A 17,297-nucleotide genomic window follows, 5' to 3' on the forward strand; every position below is an offset into this window, starting at 1 on the left:
AGGACGGCGAGCGGCCACCCGCCCCTCCCGGGACCGCCCTTCCCGGGACCGCCCTTCCCGGGCCTCCCTCGAAGGCCCCGCTGCCGCGCCCGGCTGACGGTGCGCCGGCCGGTTCCCCGCCGTGGGTCCGGTCGTCCCGCGTCGCCCCGCGGCCGTAACCGGCCCTTCCCCCGTCTCGTTCCAGCAGCGGGACCACCGGGGAGAGCTGGGAGGGGCGGCCCATGGCCTGTCGACCGCGCGGAATCCGTACGATCATCGCCGTCGTGACGGCGGGCGCCATCACCCTGACCGGCGGCACGGCCGCGGCCTTCGCGCCGCCGCCCGCCCGGTCCGGGCACCCGAGCTGCCAGGGCCCGGTCCTCGCGTGCGTGCGGGAAGCCCGCCGCACCCTGGAGGCCGTCCGCGACGAGCTGCGCTGCGACCACCGCGCCCCCTTCCCGGCGATCTACGTACACCTCCAGCGCTCGCTGGAGACGGCGGTCGCCGAGGGCGGGCACTTCGAGGAGCCGTCGTGGCTCGCGGGCCGCCTCAACACCGGCTTCGTCAACCTCTACCTCGACGCCTACGAGGCCGACCGGGCGGGCCGTCCCGTCCCGCGGGCATGGCGCGCGGCGTTCGACGCGGCGCGCACGGCCGACGTCAACGCCGGCCAGGACGTGCTTCTCGGGGCGAACGCGCACATCCAGCGGGACCTGCCCCACGTGATCGCCGCGCTGGGGCTCACCCGCCCCGACGGCGGTACGCGCAAGGCCGACTACGACCGCTTCCAGAAGGTCCTGGACCGCGCCTACGGGCCCGCGGTGCGGGACGTCGCCCACCGCTACGACCCGCTCGTCGCCCTGGGGGACGACCGCTGGAACCCCGTCGCGGGCCGCACCGCCGGCGAACTCTTCCGCGAGTGGCGCGAGCAGGCGTGGGAACACGCCCGGCAACTCGCCGACGCCCCCGACCGGGAGGGCCGCGACCGCGTCGTGCGGAGGATCGAGACGAACGCCGCGCAGTGGGCACGGCTGCTGGGCGCCGTCCGCGCGCCCGGCTACCGCGCCGTCCGCGACACCTACTGCCGCACCCGGGCCCCGGGGCGGAGCGTGCCGCCGCCGCGTGCGGCGACCGGAGGGACCGAACGGACCGAACGGGCCGGAGGGAGTGGACGGGCCGGGCGCTGAACCGCCGGGCCGGGAACCGGCCCCGGCCCGCCGCCGCGGGGGCAGCCCGCGGCGACGGGCCGCGACGGCGCGGTGCGACGACGGGCCGTGACGGGCCGTCCGCTCAGCGGTCGCCGGCCGGGTAGGGCAGCAGCCCGGCGTCGATCCGCTCCCACCGGGCCCGCAGGTCCGCCAGGAGCGCCGGTTCCGCCGCCGCCCTGTCGGCCTGCTCCCGTTGGTCCGACGCGAGGTGGAAGAGGCGGTCCCGGCCGTCCTTGCCCCGGTGGTACTTCCAGTCGCCCAGCCGCAGCGCCCGCTCCCCGCGCACCCGCCAGAACAGGGGCCGTTCGGGCAGCCGCTCACCGCGCAGCAGGTAGCCGGCGAGGCTGGTGCCGTCGAGGGGGTGGGTCGGGTCCGGCCGGGCGCCCGCGACCTCCAGGAGCGTGGCCGTCCAGTCCGGCGAGAAGACCGGCTCGTGGCTGACCTGGCCGCCGTCGACGCGGGCCGGCCAGCGCAGGATCGTCGGCACCCTGATCCCGCCCTCCTGGAGGGAGCCCTTGTTGCCGGCCAGCGGCCAGTTGTAGGAGAAGCGCTCCCCGCCGTTGTCGCTGGCGAAGACGACGAGGGTGTCGCGCTCCCGCCCCGACCGTCTGAGAGCGGCGAGGACGCGGCCGACGGAGCGGTCGAGGTCCTCCACCATCTGCGTGTACTTCTCGACCGAACCGCCGTCCTGGTGCCACAGCGCACCGGACTCGCCCGCCTTGATGCGGCGGACGATCTCCGCGCTCGCCTCGGTGTCGCCGTCGGCGATCCACGGCCAGTGCGGCGTCGTGAAGTTGAGGTTGAGCAACCAGGGCCGGTCGTGCTCCCGCTCCACGTACTCCACGGCCCTCTCGGTGAGGATCCGGGTGTAGTACCGCAGGTCCTTGTACGGGGCGTCGCCCTCGTACAGGTCGTACTCGCCGCCCAGCCCGAGCTTGGAGTAGTACTCCAGGGCGCCCCCGAAGTTGCCGAAGAACTCCTCCCAACCCGACCGGACGGGGCTGTAGTCGGGCAGGTAGCCGCAGTGCCACTTGCCGATCAGCGCGGTGCGGTAGCCGGTCCGCCGCAGCAGGGAGGCGAGCGTGGGGTGCGTGGGCTCCAGGCCGACCGACTTGTTCGCGATCGGCTCGGCGAGCCCGCCCTTCGTGCGTCCCGGGTAGCGGCCGGTGTAGAGGCTGAACCGGGTGGGCGAGCAGGTCGACGAACCGGAGTACGCGTGGGTGAACCGGACCCCTTCGCGCGCCAGCCGGTCCAGGTGCGGCGTCCTGATGTGCGGGGAGCCGTACGACGACAGGTCGGCCCAGCCGAGGTCGTCACCGAGGATGAACAGGATGTTGGGGCGCGGCGAGCGCCGGTCCGGGGCGGCCCGGAAGGGACGCTCCCGCTGCGCCGCCCGCACCTGGGCCTGCGCCTGCCCGGCCGGCAGCCCCACGGCGGTCGCCGCCGCGACCGAGACGGCCGTGGCGGCGCCGAAGGAGCGGCGGGACAGGGGCGGGGCGGAGCGGTCGGGACGGTCGGGACGGTCGTACGAGGCAGTCACGGGGTCTCCAGGGAGGTCACGGAGGCGTGCCCGGGCAGCACGGGGCGCCGCCCGGCGCGGGACGGCGTGGCCGCACGCCGGGCGGCACGGCCCGGGAAGGGGGAAGGAAAGGAGGGGGAGGCGGAGCCGGAGCAGCGCGCCGCGGCACGGTGGCCTCTGGCGGCAGGGGCAGCGGCCCCCGTGGCAGGCGGTCGCGCCGGACCGTCAGGCCGGCGCCGTGTGTCGCGCGCTCAGGCGCGGCGACAGATCGCGCTCGCTACACGGACGAGGTCGACGTGGCGGCGCTCCACGAGAGTGACCGTGGGGTCACCGGAAGCCTGCATGGGCCAGAGCATCACGGAGCGTGGCGCATCTGTCAACAGCGGTTCGCATGGCGGACGTTCGACGGTGTCCGCTCCGGGTGGCGGGCGGCCCCGTCGAGGCGGGGCGGTGGGCGGTGGTGCCGTACGGCCGTGGGGCGGCCGGAGGGGAAGGGCTCCCGGTTGCGCGGCGGGACGACGGGGCGACCGGCCGTGGCGGTGGAGCCGCGGCTGTCGGCCGTGCGGTGGAGCGCGCGGCTCCGGGTCGCGCCGGTCGTCCGGGGCCGTCGGTCGGCGTCCGTCGAAGAGGCCGACCCTCTCGTACAGCGGAATTGGAATTCCGTATTCCGGAATGAAAGGGTCCAGGCGTGTTGTCCGATCTTCAGGGCATTCGGAGTGTACGAGCGCGGTCGGGCCGCGCACTGGCCTGAGGAGTGACGGTGACACTGGCTGTCGGAGTGGAGGAGGAGTTCCATGTCCTCGAGGTGGAGACCGGGATGCTGGTGCCCCGGGCCGGAGACGTGCTCCAGGGCCTGCCGAAGCGGCGCTTCACCACGGAGCTGCTGCAGTCGATCGTCGAGTCGAACAGTGACGTCCACACCACGACGGACGCCCTCTGGGCCGACCTGATCCAGTCGCGGGCGCGGCTCGGCGGCAACGCCGCGGGCAACGGGCTGGCGGTGGTGGCGGCGGGCACCGTGCCGTTCGCGGGCAACGGCGCCGGCCGCGTGACGCCGGACCGCCGCTACCGGCACATGGTGTCGGAGTACCGGCAGATCGCCGACGAGCAGCTCATCTGCGGCACCCACGTGCACGTCGACGTCCCCGACCGCGACACCGCGGTCCGGATGATGTGCCTGATCTCGCCCTGGGCGCCCGTGCTGCTGGCGCTCTCCGCCAGCTCGCCCTTCTGGGCGGGCGCGGACACCGGCTACGCGAGCTGGCGCACCATGCTGTGGCAGCGCTGGCCCACCGCCGGCCCGGCGGGCTGCTTCTCCGACGCGGCCGCGTACGACGCCGCGGTCAACGAGTTGATCGCGTCCGGCGTGGTCACCGACCCGGGGATGATCTACTACGACCTCCGGCCCTCCGACCACCAGCCCACACTGGAGCTCCGCGTCTGCGACTCCTCCCCGAGCGCCGAGACGGTCGTCCTGATCGCGGCGGTCTTCCGGGCCCTGGTGATGCGGGCGACCGCGCGCATCGCCGCAGGCGGGTCCCCGCGGTGCGACGGCCGGCACGAGTGGCTGCGCGCGGCCACCTGGCGGGCGGCGCGCTCGGGCCTGGAGGGCGACCTGATCGACCCGGTGTCCCGCCGCCCGGCCCCCGCGGCCCGCGTCGTACGGACCATGCTGGCGCGTCTGCGCCCGGAGCTGGAGGAGTGCGGGGACTGGGAGACCGTGCGGGAGCTGACGGAGAAGGCCCTCGCCGACGGCAGCGCCGCACACCGGCTGCGCCGCGTCGCCGCCCGCGAGGACATGCTGGCCTGCGTCGACGAGCTGATCGCCCTGACGCGCGGCCCGGGCGGCCACGTGGCCCAGGCGGCCCCGAAGGCCGCCCGACAGAGCGTGCCCCGCGGTCCCGTGGAGCCCATCGGGGGCTGACCCGCGCCCGTGCCCGGCGGCGCCACGCGCCCCGGGCCGGGCCGTCCGCCACGGAACACGCATGAGAAACACGAGAAACACCAGAAGGAGGACCCACATGTGCGGCGACACCGCATTCGCCTGCCGCATGGACGCCCGCGCCTCACGGCCGCGCGGCGGCGAGGAGGACGAGGCGCTCCGCGCGGGAGGTGACACGCGATGTGCGGTCTGAGCGGCGAGATACGGTTCGACGGCGGACGCCCGGACCTGGACGCGGTACGGCGCATGAACGACCGGCTGGCACCGCGCGGCCCCGACGGCGAGGGCCTGTGGACACAGGGCCCCGTCGCCCTGGGCCACCGCCGGCTGAAGATCATCGACCTGTCCGACCGGGGCGCCCAGCCGATGTCCGACGGCGCGGACGGCCAGGTGACCGGCGTCTTCAACGGCTGCCTGTACAACTACCGGGAACTGCGGGCGGAACTGCGACGCCTGGGTCACCGCTTCGTGTCCACGTCGGACACGGAGGTGCTGATCAAGGCGTACCTCCAGTGGGGCACGGACTGCGTCGACCACTTCTACGGGATGTTCGCGTTCGCGCTCTTCGACCACCGCACCGGTCGGCTCGTCCTGGGCCGCGACCGGCTCGGCATCAAGCCCCTGTACCTGGCGACCGCCCCCGGACGGCTCCGGTTCGCCTCGTCCCTGCCGGCCCTCCTCGCCGCCGGCGGGGTGGACACCTCGATCGACCCGGTCGCCCTCCACCAGTACCTGACCTGGCACGCGACCGTCGCCGCGCCCCGCACGATCCTCACCGGCGTGAGCAAGCTCCCCCCGGCCACGGTCCGCGTGATCGAGCCGGACGGCACCCACCGCGACCACCGCTACTGGCAGCCGTCGTACACGCGCCGCCCGGAGCACGAGGGGATGAGCCCCGACGAATGGCGGGACGCCGTGCTGGAGGCGCTGCGCGTCGCCGTGCGGCGCCGCATGGTCGCCGACGTCCCCGTGGGCGTGCTGCTCTCCGGCGGCCTGGACTCCAGCCTGGTCGTGGCGCTCCTCGCCGACGAGGGGCAGCGCGACCTGGCGACGTTCAGCGTCGGCTTCGAGTCGGCCGGCGGCGAGGAGGGCGACGAGTTCCGCTACTCCCGGCTGATGGCCGAGCAGTTCGCCACCGACCACCACGAGCTGATGGTGCCCTCCACCGAGGTGTCGGACGCGCTGGACGCGGCCGTCGCGGCGATGTCCGAGCCCATGGTGAGCCATGACGTGATCGCCTTCCACCTGCTGTCGCGGCAGGTCGCCGAGCACGTCAAGGTGGTGCAGAGCGGCCAGGGCGCGGACGAGGTCTTCGCCGGCTACCACTGGTACCCGCGCCTCGCGGTGCCCGAGCGGAACAAGGCGCCGGAGGCGTACGCGGAGGCGTACTTCGACCGCACGCACGCCGATCTGGCCCGCATCGTCCAACCGCACCTGCTGCCCGACGAGGACGTGTCGCAGCGGTTCGTGCGCGACCACATGGCGGCGCCCGGCGCGCAGACCGCCCTCGACGCCGCCCTGCGGCTGGACACCCACGTCATGCTCGTCGACGACCCCGTCAAGCGCGTCGACAACATGACCATGGACTGGGGCCTGGAGGCCCGGGTACCGTTCCTCGACCACGAGCTGGTCGAGCTGGCCGCGGCCTGTCCGCCCGAGCTGAAGCTCGCCCACGGCGGCAAGGGCGTGCTCAAGGAGGCCGGCCGCAAGTTGCTGCCCGCCGAGGTGGTGGACCGGCCCAAGGGGTACTTCCCCGTACCCGCGATCAAGCACATGGCCGGTCCGGTCCTCGACCGGGTGCGCGACGCGCTGAGCGCCCCCGAGGCCGCGGCCCGCGGCGTCTTCCGCGAGGAGTACGTGGCGGAGCTCCTCGCCGCACCCGACGAGCACCGTACGAGGCGAGGGGCGAACGGCCTGTGGCAGGTAGCGCTGCTGGAGCTATGGCTGCAGAAGCACGGCATCAGCTGACGGGTCCCCGGAGGGACGGCCACGACATCCCAGTCGCGGCCCCCTCGGCCGTGCCCCTGGCACCGGCCGAAGGGGCCCGGGACGAACCGGTCAGGCTCACCGCCCACGGCTGCTGGTACCCGTCGGCCGACCCCTACGGGGCGCGGGTCGCGTTCATCTGCGACCGCGGCGGGGTGCCGCAGCTGTGGACCGGGCCGGTGGACGGCGAGGAGGCGCACCTCCTCGACGCCGGGCCCGACCCCGTGTCCGAGGTGTCGTGGTCGCCGGACGGCCGGTGGATCGCCTACACGACCCGGCCGGGCGGCGGCGAGCACTCCCGGGTGCTGTGCGTACGCCCCGACGGCACCGGGCGCCGCGTCCTCGCGGGCGCGGAGCCCGGCACCTCCGCCTACCTGGGGTGCTGGCTCCACGACGGCTCCGCCGTCGCGGTCACCGTCGCCGCGCCGGCCGTGACCGGCCCGGCGACGGCCGCCCCCGGCGCCGCCCCGCCCGGGGAGCCGGCCGAACCGGGGGAGCCGCAGACCGTGGGGCCGGCCGCGGGCTGGAGCGAACGCGACGGCCACGCCGTCCTGCTGGGCGGCACGCACCGCGGCGACGTCGACCCCGCCTTCCGCGCCCCCGGCGCCACCCCGTTCGGCGGGGCGCCGCTGCCGGGAACCGGGCACGCCGCACCGGGCGCGCCGTCCCCCGGGGCGCCCACGGTGCGGGCGGGCAACGGACTGGCGGCGTACCTGATCGACCCCGACGGGGTGGCGGCGCCCGTGCTGGTGGCCGTCGAGGGGACGGCCGCCACGCTGCGCGTCTGCGACGTCAGCCGCGACGGCCGGCTGGCGGTGCTGCGGCGCGGGCCCCGCAACCGGCGGGAGGCCGTCGTGGTCCGCCTGGCGGACCTCCGGGCGGCGGCGGCCGTACCGGTCGCCGACGGCGATCCGTGGGTCGGCGCGTTCTCACCGGACGGGAGCCGGCTCTGGCTCCGCAGCGACGCCGACCGGGAGTTCGCCGCCCTGCTGGGCGCGGACCTGGCGCCCGACGGGAGCATCGCCCGGCTGTCGGTGGCCGCCGAGCGCGCCGGTGTCGATCTGGAACTCCTCGCGGTGGCCCACGAGGGCCGCGGCGCCTTCCTGGCGTGGAACGACGGAGGGGTGAGCGAACTGGAGTTCCGGCCCCTTCCGGGGGCCGCCCCGAACGCCCCGGACGCCGCCGCTCCCGCGACGGAGGCGGGGCGGGCCGTACCGCTGCCCCACGAGGTCGCCACCCGGGTCGTGCCCGCCGGTACCGGCGGGGCGGCGATCGCCCTGAGCGGTTCGCGGCGGCGCCCCGGGATCTGGTGGCTGCCCGGGGCCGGGGCCCCGCTCATGACGTCGTGGTCCTCCCGCGACGAGGACGCGGTGCCGCCCGGCCGCCGCCCCACGCGGCCGGTCCGGCACCGGTTCACCGCGCGCGACGGGATGCCGCTGAGCGGCTGGTACTACCGCGCGCCGGGCCGGGCCCCCACCTGGCCGGCCCCCTGCGTCATCCACCTGCACGGCGGCCCCGAGGAGCAGGAACGCCCCGTGCTCGACCCGCTGTACCACGAGCTGCTGGGCCGCGGCTTCGACGTCTTCGCGCCGGACGTGCGCGGTTCGTCGGGCCACGGGCGGACCTTCGTGGACGCCGACCTCGGCACGGGCCGGTTCGCCGCGATCGAGGACGTCGCCGACTGCGCCGCGCACGCCGTGCTCGCCGGTCCGGCGGACCCGTCGCGGCTGGCGGTGATGGGCCGCTCGTACGGCGGATACCTCGTCATGGCTTCCCTGGTGTGGCACCCGGAGCTGTTCCGCACGGGCGTGGCCGTGTGCGGCATGTCCGACTTCCAGTCGTTCTTCGCCGGTACGGAGCCCTGGATCGCCGAGTCGGCCGCGCACAAGTACGGCCATCCGGAACGGGACCGCGACCTGCTGCGGTCGCTGTCGCCGCTGCACCGGGTGGACGCCCTGCGCGTGCCGGTGCTGGCAGTCCACGGCGAGTACGACACGAACGTGCCGCCCGGCGAGTCGGAGCAGTTCGTACGGGCGGCCAGGGAGCGGGGGATCGCCGCCGAGCTGCTGACGCTCCGCGACGAGGGCCACGAGTTCCAGCGGGCCGACAACAGGCGCCTGTTCCGTCGTACCGCGGCCGACTGGCTGGAACGCCACCTCATCGGTGGAGGCGCCGGGGCGGCGCCCTTCGGCCAGGGCGAGGACTGACCGGGACGGTCCCCGGCCGGTGCCCGCGCGGGGTCACGGGGCGCCTGCCCCGCGCTTCCCGCGGGCCGAGGCGGACCGACACGGCCCGGCACCGACGCGGCCGAGCCGTGCCGGTGCCGGGCCGGCGGGGCGCCGTGCGCCCCTGCCCCCCTCCTCCGCGCGGGCGGTCACCGCGCGGAGGAGGAGAGGGGCGGTCACACGCCCGCGATGCTCTGGATCCAGGAGCGGTACGCGGTCACGTTCGTGTACGCGGTGGTGGTCTGCCGGTCGCTGGTCGAGGCGACGCCGACCTGGACGCCGTTGGCCATCATCGGGCCGCCGGAGTCGCCGCCCGCCGTGATGCCGTCGCCGCGGCGGGCACAGATGGCCGAGCCGTTGTAGGCGTCGCGGCAGCCGCCGCTCACGATGACGTTGGCGACCTTCAGGTACTGCGACTGGCAGTTGGCCTCGGAGCCGCACTGGGACGTCGCTCCCCAGCCGTACACCTGGACGGTCTGGTTCACCGACACCGAGCCGGGCTGGCCGAGGCGGGCGTACGTGCCCGCCACCGAGCGGTCCAGCCTGACCAGGGACAGGTCCGAGGACGCGTGGTTGTGGATGCTCACACCGTTGGCCAGCGTGCCGCCGCTGCTCTGGTCGAGGCTGCCGATGCGGAAGGACAGGCCGCCGCCGCTCACGCAGTGCTTGGCGGTCAGGATCCAGGTCGGGGCGATGATCGTGGCGCTACAGGTCTGCCGGCCGTTGGAGAACAGCCGGGCCGCCCAGGGGGCGTTGCTGGCGTAACCGCCGCCGATGATGGGCTGGACGGAGGCGGCCTCGGACACCGAGGCCGGCGCACTGCCGGCAGTCGTCGTCTGCGCCGTCGCCGTGGGGGCGAGCCCCAGTACCGCCAGCGCGGCGGTCGCGAGCGCGGGTATCAGCCTGCTTGTTCGCACGTTGGTCTCCCTTGTGTGGGGGTTGTCGCGTCCTTCATGAGGACTCCGCTGCATAGGTATGCAGCTAGTGGGTGCGCGCGGCGGTCGGGTGAACCTGTCGCGTGCATGCCATGTGCGGCTGGGGCGAATCTGGCAGACGAGTCGCCGCTCACGCAAGGGGTCGGCGGCGGGAAGTGCCCCGGAGGTTCGGTGAGAGCAGGTAACGCTTCGTCAATTGCGCAAGTAAAACCGCCCTTTGCTGGGAGAGGGAAGGGGTCGGACGGGACGGTTCCGGCGAGGTGCCGCCCCTCCCGTGGTGCCGCCCGCAGATCGCCGCACCGGCGCGATGTGCTCGCTGGAGCCCTTCAGGAGGCCATTGGTGCAGCCGGCGGCGATGCGCGTAGACATGCGGTTTAGGGCATAGTAAAGAGAAAAGGAATGGTCTGGACCTTTATGCGGAGAAAGGCTGCTCCCGCCGGGAATCCGTAGGCCCGCCGCCATGGGCGGGCGGCCTCCGGCACACCGCGGGGCGCGGACGGAGGATGCCGGAGCGTCAGGGTCGGTCGGCGGGGTGAAGGTGCTGTTCGGGTACCTCCTCGCCCCCTCGCGCAGTCCGCGGAGCGGAGCGCGCTGCCCCAGCTGTACGCGGCCACGGCCCCGGACGTCTCGGGTGGCGACTTCCACGGGCCGCACGGCACGGCCGAACTGCGCGGCGGGCCCGCCCGGGTGCGGCTGTCGCCCGCGGCGGCCGACGGTGGGACCGGCCGCCGCCTGTGGGAGCTGTCGGAGCGCCTGACCGGCGTGCGGTTCGCGTTGCCCGCCGCGTCCCGAAGCTCCGTAGCGGAGTCCGGCGGCCCGGGGGAGCGGCGTCTCGGAGGGGGCGCCCCGGAGGGCGGCGGCCGGCGCGTCAGCCGGACGCGCGGCCCCGGTGACCCCGAGGGCCCGAAGGCGCGGGGGAAGACGCCGGTGAACGCGTCAGTCGACGGCGTCGCCGGGCGCCACCCGGTGCGCCTCCAGCTCCGGGGAGGCCAGCAGGTCGGTTATCAGCGCCTCCGACCCGCCGACGTACGTGCTCACCAGGTCCACGTCGCCCCCCAGGCACCAGGCGCGGTCCTCCGGCCACCACAGGTCGGGCAGCTCGGCGAACTCGTCCAGGGTCACCGGGGAGACGACTTCGGCCAGTGTTCCGGCGAGCAGCACCTCCTCCCGGCCGGGCGTCTGGAAGGACGGCACCGGGTCGAAGTCCCATCGTCCGTAGCCGTTCCACAGGCCGTACCAGCAACGGTCGGGCGTCCGCGTGTGCCGGGCGAGGACCGGGATGAGGGCCCGGGCCACATCGGGCGGAGTCGGCCCTTCCGCCGGATGCTCGTCCCAGACGCCGGGCAGGCCGGAACCGGAGGTGTCCCGGTGGTCGCGGTCCACCCCGATCAACTGGTGCCAGCGCGTGTCCGGCGCCACTTCGCGCCCGTACGCCGCGGCCACCGTCGACCACCGCACCGGCCGGTCGCCCAGGGAGGCGGGGTGCAGCACGCGGGCGTACGCGGCGAACCCGGCCGCGGCGACACCGGCCACCGTCCCGAACTCGCCCACCCCGGGACCGCCGGCGGCGAGCCAGCGGGCCGGACCGAGGTCCTCGGTCCGCACGCGCAGGCGTCCGTAGAGCTCGGGGGTGGGGTCGCGGTGCACCGGGGGGAAATCGTCCATCCGCACAGTGTGCACGGCCGGCGGCCCCTGCCCCACCCGGCGGCCGAACGGGGCGGGGGCACCCGCCCGAGACGGGACCGCGGACCGGGTCCTCCTCGCGGGTCCGCGGCCCGCTCCCGGGGTACGGCGTCTCCCGGGGTACGGGCATCTTCCGGGATACGGCGTCTCTCGGCGTACGGGCATTTCCCGGTACGGCGTCCCTCGGCGTACGGCGGCGTCCTGACGGCGCCGCGACGCCGTCGGCCGGGGTCAGACCGCGCGGTGGTACTGGTCCGGCACGTGCACGTCGCCACCGAGCGCGCGCGCCGCGTGCCGCGCCCAGGACGGGTTGCGCAGCAGCTCGCGGCCGAGCAGCACCGCGTCCGCCTCCCCGTTGGCGACGATCTTCTCCGCCTGCTCGGCCTCGGTGATCAGCCCGACCGCGGCGACCGGCAGCCCCGTCTCCGCCTTCACGCGCGCCGCGAACGGCACCTGGTAGCCCGGGCCGACCGGGATGCGCACGTGCGGCGCGTTTCCGCCGGTCGACACGTCGAGCAGGTCCACGCCGTGCTCCTTGAGCAGGGCGGCGAACCGCACCGTGTCGTCGGCCGTCCAGCCCTCCCCCTCCTCCAGCCAGTCGGTGGCCGAGATGCGGAAGAACACCGGCAGTTCCCCGGGCCACACCTCCCGCACCGCGTCGACGACCTCCAGGGCGAAGCGCGCGCGGTTCTCGAAGGAGCCGCCGTACGCGTCGGTCCGGCGGTTGCTGTGCGGGGAGAGGAACTCGCCGATCAGGTAGCCGTGCGCACCGTGGATCTCGACGACCTCGAAGCCCGCGTCGAGGGCGCGCCGCGCCGCCGCCGCGAACTGCCCGACGACCGCCCGGATCTGGTCCCGGGACAGCTCCTCGGGCACCGGGTGGCCCTCGTCGAAGGGCACCGCGCTCGGGGCGACCGGCTGCCATCCGTGCTCGTCCGCACCGACCGGGGCGCCGCCCTTCCACGGACGGTCGGTGGACGCCTTGCGCCCGGCGTGGGCGATCTGGAGGCCCGGGACCGTCCCCTGGCCCTTGAGGAAGCCGGTGATCCGGCGCAGTGCCTCGACCTGGGTGTCGTTCCAGATGCCGAGGTCGTACGGGCTGATCCGGCCCTCGGGGGAGACGGCGGTCGCCTCCAGCAGGATCAGGCCGGTACCGCCGGTGGCGCGGGCCGCGTAGTGGGCGAAGTGCCAGTCGTTCGCCACGCCCGCGTGCGGGCCGGTCGCCTCGGCGCTGTACTGGCACATCGGCGCCATCCAGACGCGGTTGGGGACGGTCAGCGACCGCAGGGTGCGGGGTTCGAACAGTGCGCTCACGGCGGACTCCATTCGGGCGGTACGGGTGTACGACTCGTACGGTAACCCTCGTAGTACGTCGTCTGTCAAAATACGAGGGACTTCGTACAATGGGGGCATCCGACGAGTCTGGAGCCCCCGTGACACCCGTGCCCCGCGCGTCCGCCGCGACCAGCCCGCGCGAGCTCGCGCACCCCGCGCGCGACGAGATCCGCCTCGAAGGCGTCCTCCACGCGCTCTCCGACCCGATGCGGCTGCGCGTGGTGCGCGAACTGGCCGCGGCGGACGCGGAGGTCGCCTGCTCGCACGTCGAGCTGCCCGTCACGAAGTCGACCTGCACCCACCACTTCCGCGTCCTGCGCGAGGCCGGCGTCATCCGCCAGACCTACCGCGGCACGGCCAAGATGAACGGCCTGCGCCGCGACGACCTGGACGCCCTCTTCCCGGGCCTCCTGGACGCCGTCCTCGCCGCCGCCGGGGCGCAGGCCGCCCGTCGTCCCACCGGCTCGTAGCGGGGCGGCGGGGGCGGGGAGCTGGGGAGCCCGGGCGGACCGGAGGGCGACGGGCCGTGCCCCGCACACCGCGCCGCCGCGCCGCGTCGTGCCGCCCCGCTACGACCGACCCCGTACGGCCCGGGGCCGGGAAACTGCTCGGGGTACGCCCCAGGACCCGGGCGGCAGCAGGAGCGGCGGGACGAGGACCGGGAAGGGGACGCGGAACCGGACCGGAAGGGCCCCGCCCCCTCGGCTCGCGATCCCGCGTGATCCCGTCAGGGCCTCGCGTACGGACGGGCGGCCTTCGCCGGAGACGCGCCGGGGGCCGGTGGCCGCGGCGGGCGAACCGGCCCGTCCGGCGGGGGCCGGCGGTCCCGCCCCGGGACCTACAGTGGGGCCATGTCACGCGACCAGCACCGCATCGCCGTCGACGGCGGCGTCGAGTTCCCCGTGCCCCGCGACGGCGAGACGTGGGCGGTGGGGGCGGTGATCGTCAACGGGGACGGCCGCGCCTTCGCCCAGAGGCGCGGCCCGGACCGGAGGCTCTTCCCCGACTGCTGGGACATCGTCGGCGGGCACGTGGAGCCGGGCGAGTCCCTGCTGGAGGCCCTGGCCCGGGAGGTGGCGGAGGAGACCGGCTGGCGGCCCCGCCGGATACGGCGCCTGCTCGGCGTCACCACCTGGACCGGCGACGACGGGGTGACGCGGCACGAGGCCGACTACCTCGTCGAGGTCGACGGCGACCTGGACCGCCCCGCCCTGGAGTGGCCCGAGCACACCGCCCACGCCTGGTTCGGCCCCGAAGACCTGCCCCGCCTCAAGGAGAACCGGGGCCCGGGCGAGTACCTGGTCCACGACCTGATCGCCCGGGTGCTGAGCGACCGTCCGCGCGCCTAGACCCGCCCCGGACCCGCCGCCCGGGGCAGGGACAGGACGAACCGCGCGCCCCCGCCCTCCTCCGCGCCGACGGTGATCGTGCCGCCGTGGCGACCGGCCACGTCACGGGCGATGGCCAGTCCGAGCCCGGCGCCGCCGTCGTCGCGGCTGCGGGCGTCGTCCAGGCGCACGAACCGTTCGAAGATCCGCTCGCGGTCCTCCTCCGGCACGCCCGCCCCGTCGTCGGACACGACGACCTCGACCCGGTCCGCCGTGCCCCGGACCGACGCGGTGACCGAAGCGGCCGCGTGCCGCTGCGCGTTGTCGAGGAGGTTGGCGAGGACCCTGCGCAGCTGACCGGGCGACCCGGTCACCTCGCAGCCCTCCCCGCGCACCGCCACGGTGACGGGGACGCGGTCGCCGCGGCGCTGCGCCACCTCCTCCCGGAGCAGCGCCGCCAGGTCCACGCGCCTCGTCGCGGGCCGTTCGCCGGCGTCCAGCCTCGCCAGCAGGAGCAGGTCGGTGGCGAGCTGCTGGAGGCGTTCGGTGTCCTCGACCGCGCCCCCCAGGTCGAGCAGCTCCGGGTGCGCCGCACCCACTTCCAGCTGGGTGCGCAACGACGCGATGGGGCTGCGCAGTTCGTGCGAGGCGTCCGCGACGAACCGGCGCTGCCGCTCCACGGAGGCTTCGAGCGCCGCGAGCGTCTCGTTCGTCGTGCGGGCCAGCCGCGCGACCTCGTCCCGCGAACCGGGCTCGGGCACCCGGTGGGAGAGGTCCTCGGACGCGGTGATCGCGGCCATCTCCCTGCGGATCGCCTCGACGGGCCGCAGCGCCCGGCGCGTGACCAACCACGTCACCGTTCCGACCACGCCGAGCAGCACCGGCAGCCCGACGAGCATCGCGGTGCGCACCGTCTCCACCGCGTTCCGCTCGGTCGCCAGCGGCGCCCCCGCGTGGACGGTGTAGGTCCGCTGTTCGCCGCCGGAGGCGACCTCCACCGCGGCGAACCGGTACGCGGCCCGCCGCCCGTCGACGGTGGCGCTGCCGGAGGTGAAGCGGGGCGGGTCGGCGGAGACCTCGCCGCGGGCCGGCGTGCCGTCGTCGTCCTCGTCCCGGTCCCCGCCGTCCTCGCCGTCGGGGGAGGACGCGGGCGACGGGACGGGCGTGACCGCCCCGCTCGACGTCCCGGAGATCGCCTCCAGGCCCTCGCTGACCGCGACCACGCGGCCGCCCTCCTCGACGACCTGGACCGGACGGTCACCGTCGTCGGGGAGGTCCAGCCGGTTCGGCGGCCGGTCGAGGGCGAGCTGGGCGGCGACCTCGCGCGCGGCGATCTCGGCCTGCAACCCTGCTTGGTCGAGCAGGTTCGAGCGGAGCACCTGGAGCAGCACCGCACCGGCCGCCACCAGCGCGACGGCGACGACGAGGGTGGCTCCGAGCGCCGCCCGGGCGCGGACCGACCTCATGGGGTCGCCACCAGCCGGTACCCGGCACCGCGAGCGGTCTGGATGCGGTGCGCGCCGAGCTTGCGGCGCAGGGCGGAGACGTAGACCTCGACGATGTTCGGATCGCCCTCGTACGCGAAGTCCCACACGTGCGCCATGATCTCCGGCTTGCCGACGACCTCGCCCGCGCGACGGGCCAGCTGTTCCAGTACGGCGAACTCCTTCGCCGTCAGCGCCACCTCGTCGTCGCCGAGGAACACCCGGCGGGCGGCCGTGTCGACGCGCAGGTCCCCGACGCCGAGCGCCGGCGAGGCCGCGCTCCGGCCGCGGCGCCGCAGCAGGGCCCTGACCCGGGCGACGAGCACCACGTACGAGAAGGGCTTGGTCAGGTAGTCGTCGGCGCCGGTGTCCAGGCCCTCCGCCTCGTCGTACTCGCCGTCCTTGGCGGTGAGCATCAGGATCGGCACGTCGTTCCCGGCGGCGCGCAGGGCCGCGCAGACTCGGTAGCCGTTCATGCCGGGGAGCATGATGTCGAGCACCAGGAGGTCGTACGCGGTCTCGGTGGCGAGGTGGAGCCCTTCGCGCCCGTCGTGGACGACGTCCACGGCGTAGCCCTCAGCCCTCAGCCCCCCGGCGAGGGACGCCGCGAGCCGCTTCTCGTCCTCCACGATCAACAACCTCATGGGCCCAGGGTGGCAGACCGAAGCTGAAGAGCCCTTCAGGTGGCTTCAGGCTGCCTTCAGCGTCCGGCGGCCAGAGTGGACACCGTCATCGGCGAACGGCACGAACCGTGTCCGGTACGGAGGAGGAACATCCATGAAGCGCAATCTCGTCATCGCCACGCTGGCGGCGGCCGCCCTGGTCGGCGGCGGTGCGTACACGGCCGTGGCGGCGGTCGGCGGCGACGCGACCCCGTCACTGCGGACGGCGGCGGAGGCGGTGGGAGTCCACGACGGAGACGACGCCGAAGACGCCGAAGACGCCGACAACACCGACAACACCGACGACGCCGAGGCCGACGACCGCGCTGACTCCGGTGACCGCGACGACTCCGGCGACGAGGCCGACCGTGACCACCGCGACGACGACCGCGACGACGACCGGGCGGTCCCGGCGGGTTCGGTCACGGCCGCGCAGGCGATCGCCGCCGCGCTGGAGTCCACGCCGGGCGTGGTGGCGTCGGCCGAGCTGGACGACGACGCCACCCACTGGGAGGTCGAGGTCCTGGGGAAGGGCGACCGGACGCACGAGCTGCGGGTGGACGCCTCGAAGGCGACCGTGACCTCCGGGGACGACCGGGACGACGACGGCACGGACGACGACCGGTCGGAGCGCGCCGCGCTGCGCGCGGCCGGGGTGAACGCCGCGCAGGCGACGGCCGAGGCGCTCAAGTCCCACGCCGGTGCCACGGTGACCTCGGTCGACTTCGACGACGACGGCGGGTGGAAGGTGGAGCTGCGGAACGCGGACGGGACGGAGAGGGAGACGACGGTCGACGCCGAGGTGCCGGGAGCGGCCGGATCGGCCGGGACGGCGCGCACCCCCGCCGCCGCGGACGACGAGGCGGATGACGCCGCGGACGACTGATCGCGTGCTCCCGGCGCCGGCCCCCGGCCCCCGGACGGCCGTCTCCGACCGCCGTCCCCGAGAAGGAACACCCTCTGCGGGGCGGGGCGGCGCCGCCCGCCCCGGGCCGCGCCGTACCGGCCGCG

General features: G+C 75.3%; 14 protein-coding genes. 7 read left to right on the top strand and 7 right to left on the bottom strand.

The window, feature by feature from the left end; translation table 11 throughout:
- The first annotated feature begins 221 nt into the window (after positions 1–221).
- The gene (locus AC07D6_RS04735; RefSeq protein WP_479041969.1) at positions 222–1,166 is read left to right on the top strand and encodes a DUF5995 family protein; all 945 of its coding nucleotides are present in this window, start codon (positions 222–224) and stop codon (positions 1,164–1,166) included.
- 103 nt (positions 1,167–1,269) lie between these two features.
- On the opposite strand, the gene AC07D6_RS04740 is transcribed toward AC07D6_RS04735, so the two are convergent.
- Together AC07D6_RS04740 and AC07D6_RS04745 are read right to left on the bottom strand one after the other, a co-directional pair.
- Positions 1,270–2,727, bottom strand: a complete 1,458-nt coding sequence (locus tag AC07D6_RS04740) for a sulfatase-like hydrolase/transferase (RefSeq protein ID WP_479041971.1) — start codon at positions 2,725–2,727, stop codon at positions 1,270–1,272.
- A gap of 230 nt (positions 2,728–2,957) precedes the next feature.
- Positions 2,958–3,062 carry a putative leader peptide gene (locus AC07D6_RS04745; protein ID WP_479042337.1) on the bottom strand — a complete coding sequence of 35 codons (105 nt, stop codon included), beginning with the start codon at positions 3,060–3,062 and terminating at the stop codon, positions 2,958–2,960.
- A gap of 404 nt (positions 3,063–3,466) precedes the next feature.
- Here AC07D6_RS04745 and AC07D6_RS04750 point away from each other — a divergent pair, with 404 nt between their 5' ends.
- The 3 genes from AC07D6_RS04750 (at position 3,467) to AC07D6_RS04760 (ending at position 8,841) form a co-directional block, all read left to right on the top strand.
- Positions 3,467–4,630: a carboxylate-amine ligase gene (locus tag AC07D6_RS04750; RefSeq protein ID WP_479041973.1), complete on the top strand. Its 1,164-nt coding sequence runs from the start codon at positions 3,467–3,469 to the stop codon at positions 4,628–4,630.
- A 198-nt stretch (positions 4,631–4,828) separates the two neighbouring features.
- Entirely contained in the window at positions 4,829–6,616 is a 1,788-nt protein-coding gene (locus AC07D6_RS04755; RefSeq protein ID WP_479041974.1) for an N-acetylglutaminylglutamine amidotransferase, read from the top strand.
- On the top strand, positions 6,589–8,841 hold the full coding sequence (locus AC07D6_RS04760) for a S9 family peptidase (protein ID WP_479041976.1): 2,253 nt from the start codon (positions 6,589–6,591) through the stop codon (positions 8,839–8,841). Before AC07D6_RS04755 ends, AC07D6_RS04760 begins: the two co-directional genes overlap by 28 nt.
- A 194-nt stretch (positions 8,842–9,035) precedes the next feature.
- Here AC07D6_RS04760 and AC07D6_RS04765 read toward each other — a convergent pair whose 3' ends face one another.
- The 3 genes from AC07D6_RS04765 to AC07D6_RS04775 form a co-directional block, all read right to left on the bottom strand.
- Positions 9,036–9,776 (bottom strand): S1 family peptidase, encoded by a 741-nt coding sequence (locus tag AC07D6_RS04765; protein ID WP_315877970.1) that lies wholly within the window; start codon positions 9,774–9,776, stop codon positions 9,036–9,038.
- A 954-nt stretch (positions 9,777–10,730) separates the two neighbouring features.
- On the bottom strand, positions 10,731–11,459 hold the full coding sequence (locus AC07D6_RS04770; protein ID WP_479041978.1) for a hypothetical protein: 729 nt from the start codon (positions 11,457–11,459) through the stop codon (positions 10,731–10,733).
- 249 nt (positions 11,460–11,708) lie between these two features.
- On the bottom strand, positions 11,709–12,791 hold the full coding sequence (locus AC07D6_RS04775; protein WP_479041980.1) for an NADH:flavin oxidoreductase/NADH oxidase: 1,083 nt from the start codon (positions 12,789–12,791) through the stop codon (positions 11,709–11,711).
- A gap of 128 nt (positions 12,792–12,919) precedes the next feature.
- Between AC07D6_RS04775 and AC07D6_RS04780 the strand changes: the two genes are divergently transcribed.
- Complete coding sequence (locus AC07D6_RS04780) at positions 12,920–13,282, top strand: ArsR/SmtB family transcription factor (RefSeq protein ID WP_315878006.1); 363 nt, start codon at positions 12,920–12,922, stop codon at positions 13,280–13,282.
- 381 nt (positions 13,283–13,663) lie between these two features.
- On the top strand, positions 13,664–14,161 hold the full coding sequence (locus AC07D6_RS04785; protein ID WP_315877967.1) for an NUDIX hydrolase: 498 nt from the start codon (positions 13,664–13,666) through the stop codon (positions 14,159–14,161).
- Here the strand turns inward: AC07D6_RS04785 and AC07D6_RS04790 are convergent.
- On the bottom strand, positions 14,158–15,606 hold the full coding sequence (locus AC07D6_RS04790; protein ID WP_479041982.1) for a sensor histidine kinase: 1,449 nt from the start codon (positions 15,604–15,606) through the stop codon (positions 14,158–14,160). The two genes, AC07D6_RS04785 and AC07D6_RS04790, sit on opposite strands and share 4 nt — an antisense overlap.
- Positions 15,603–16,268 carry a response regulator transcription factor gene (locus AC07D6_RS04795; protein ID WP_479041984.1) on the bottom strand — a complete coding sequence of 222 codons (666 nt, stop codon included), beginning with the start codon at positions 16,266–16,268 and terminating at the stop codon, positions 15,603–15,605. Before AC07D6_RS04795 ends, AC07D6_RS04790 begins: the two co-directional genes overlap by 4 nt.
- Positions 16,269–16,401: 133 nt before the next feature.
- Between AC07D6_RS04795 and AC07D6_RS04800 the strand changes: the two genes are divergently transcribed.
- Positions 16,402–17,172, top strand: coding sequence for a PepSY domain-containing protein (locus tag AC07D6_RS04800; RefSeq protein ID WP_479041986.1), 771 nt, complete (start codon positions 16,402–16,404; stop codon positions 17,170–17,172).
- Positions 17,173–17,297 lie beyond the last annotated feature (125 nt).

This window comes from Streptomyces sp. NPDC045287 (assembly GCF_056432325.1).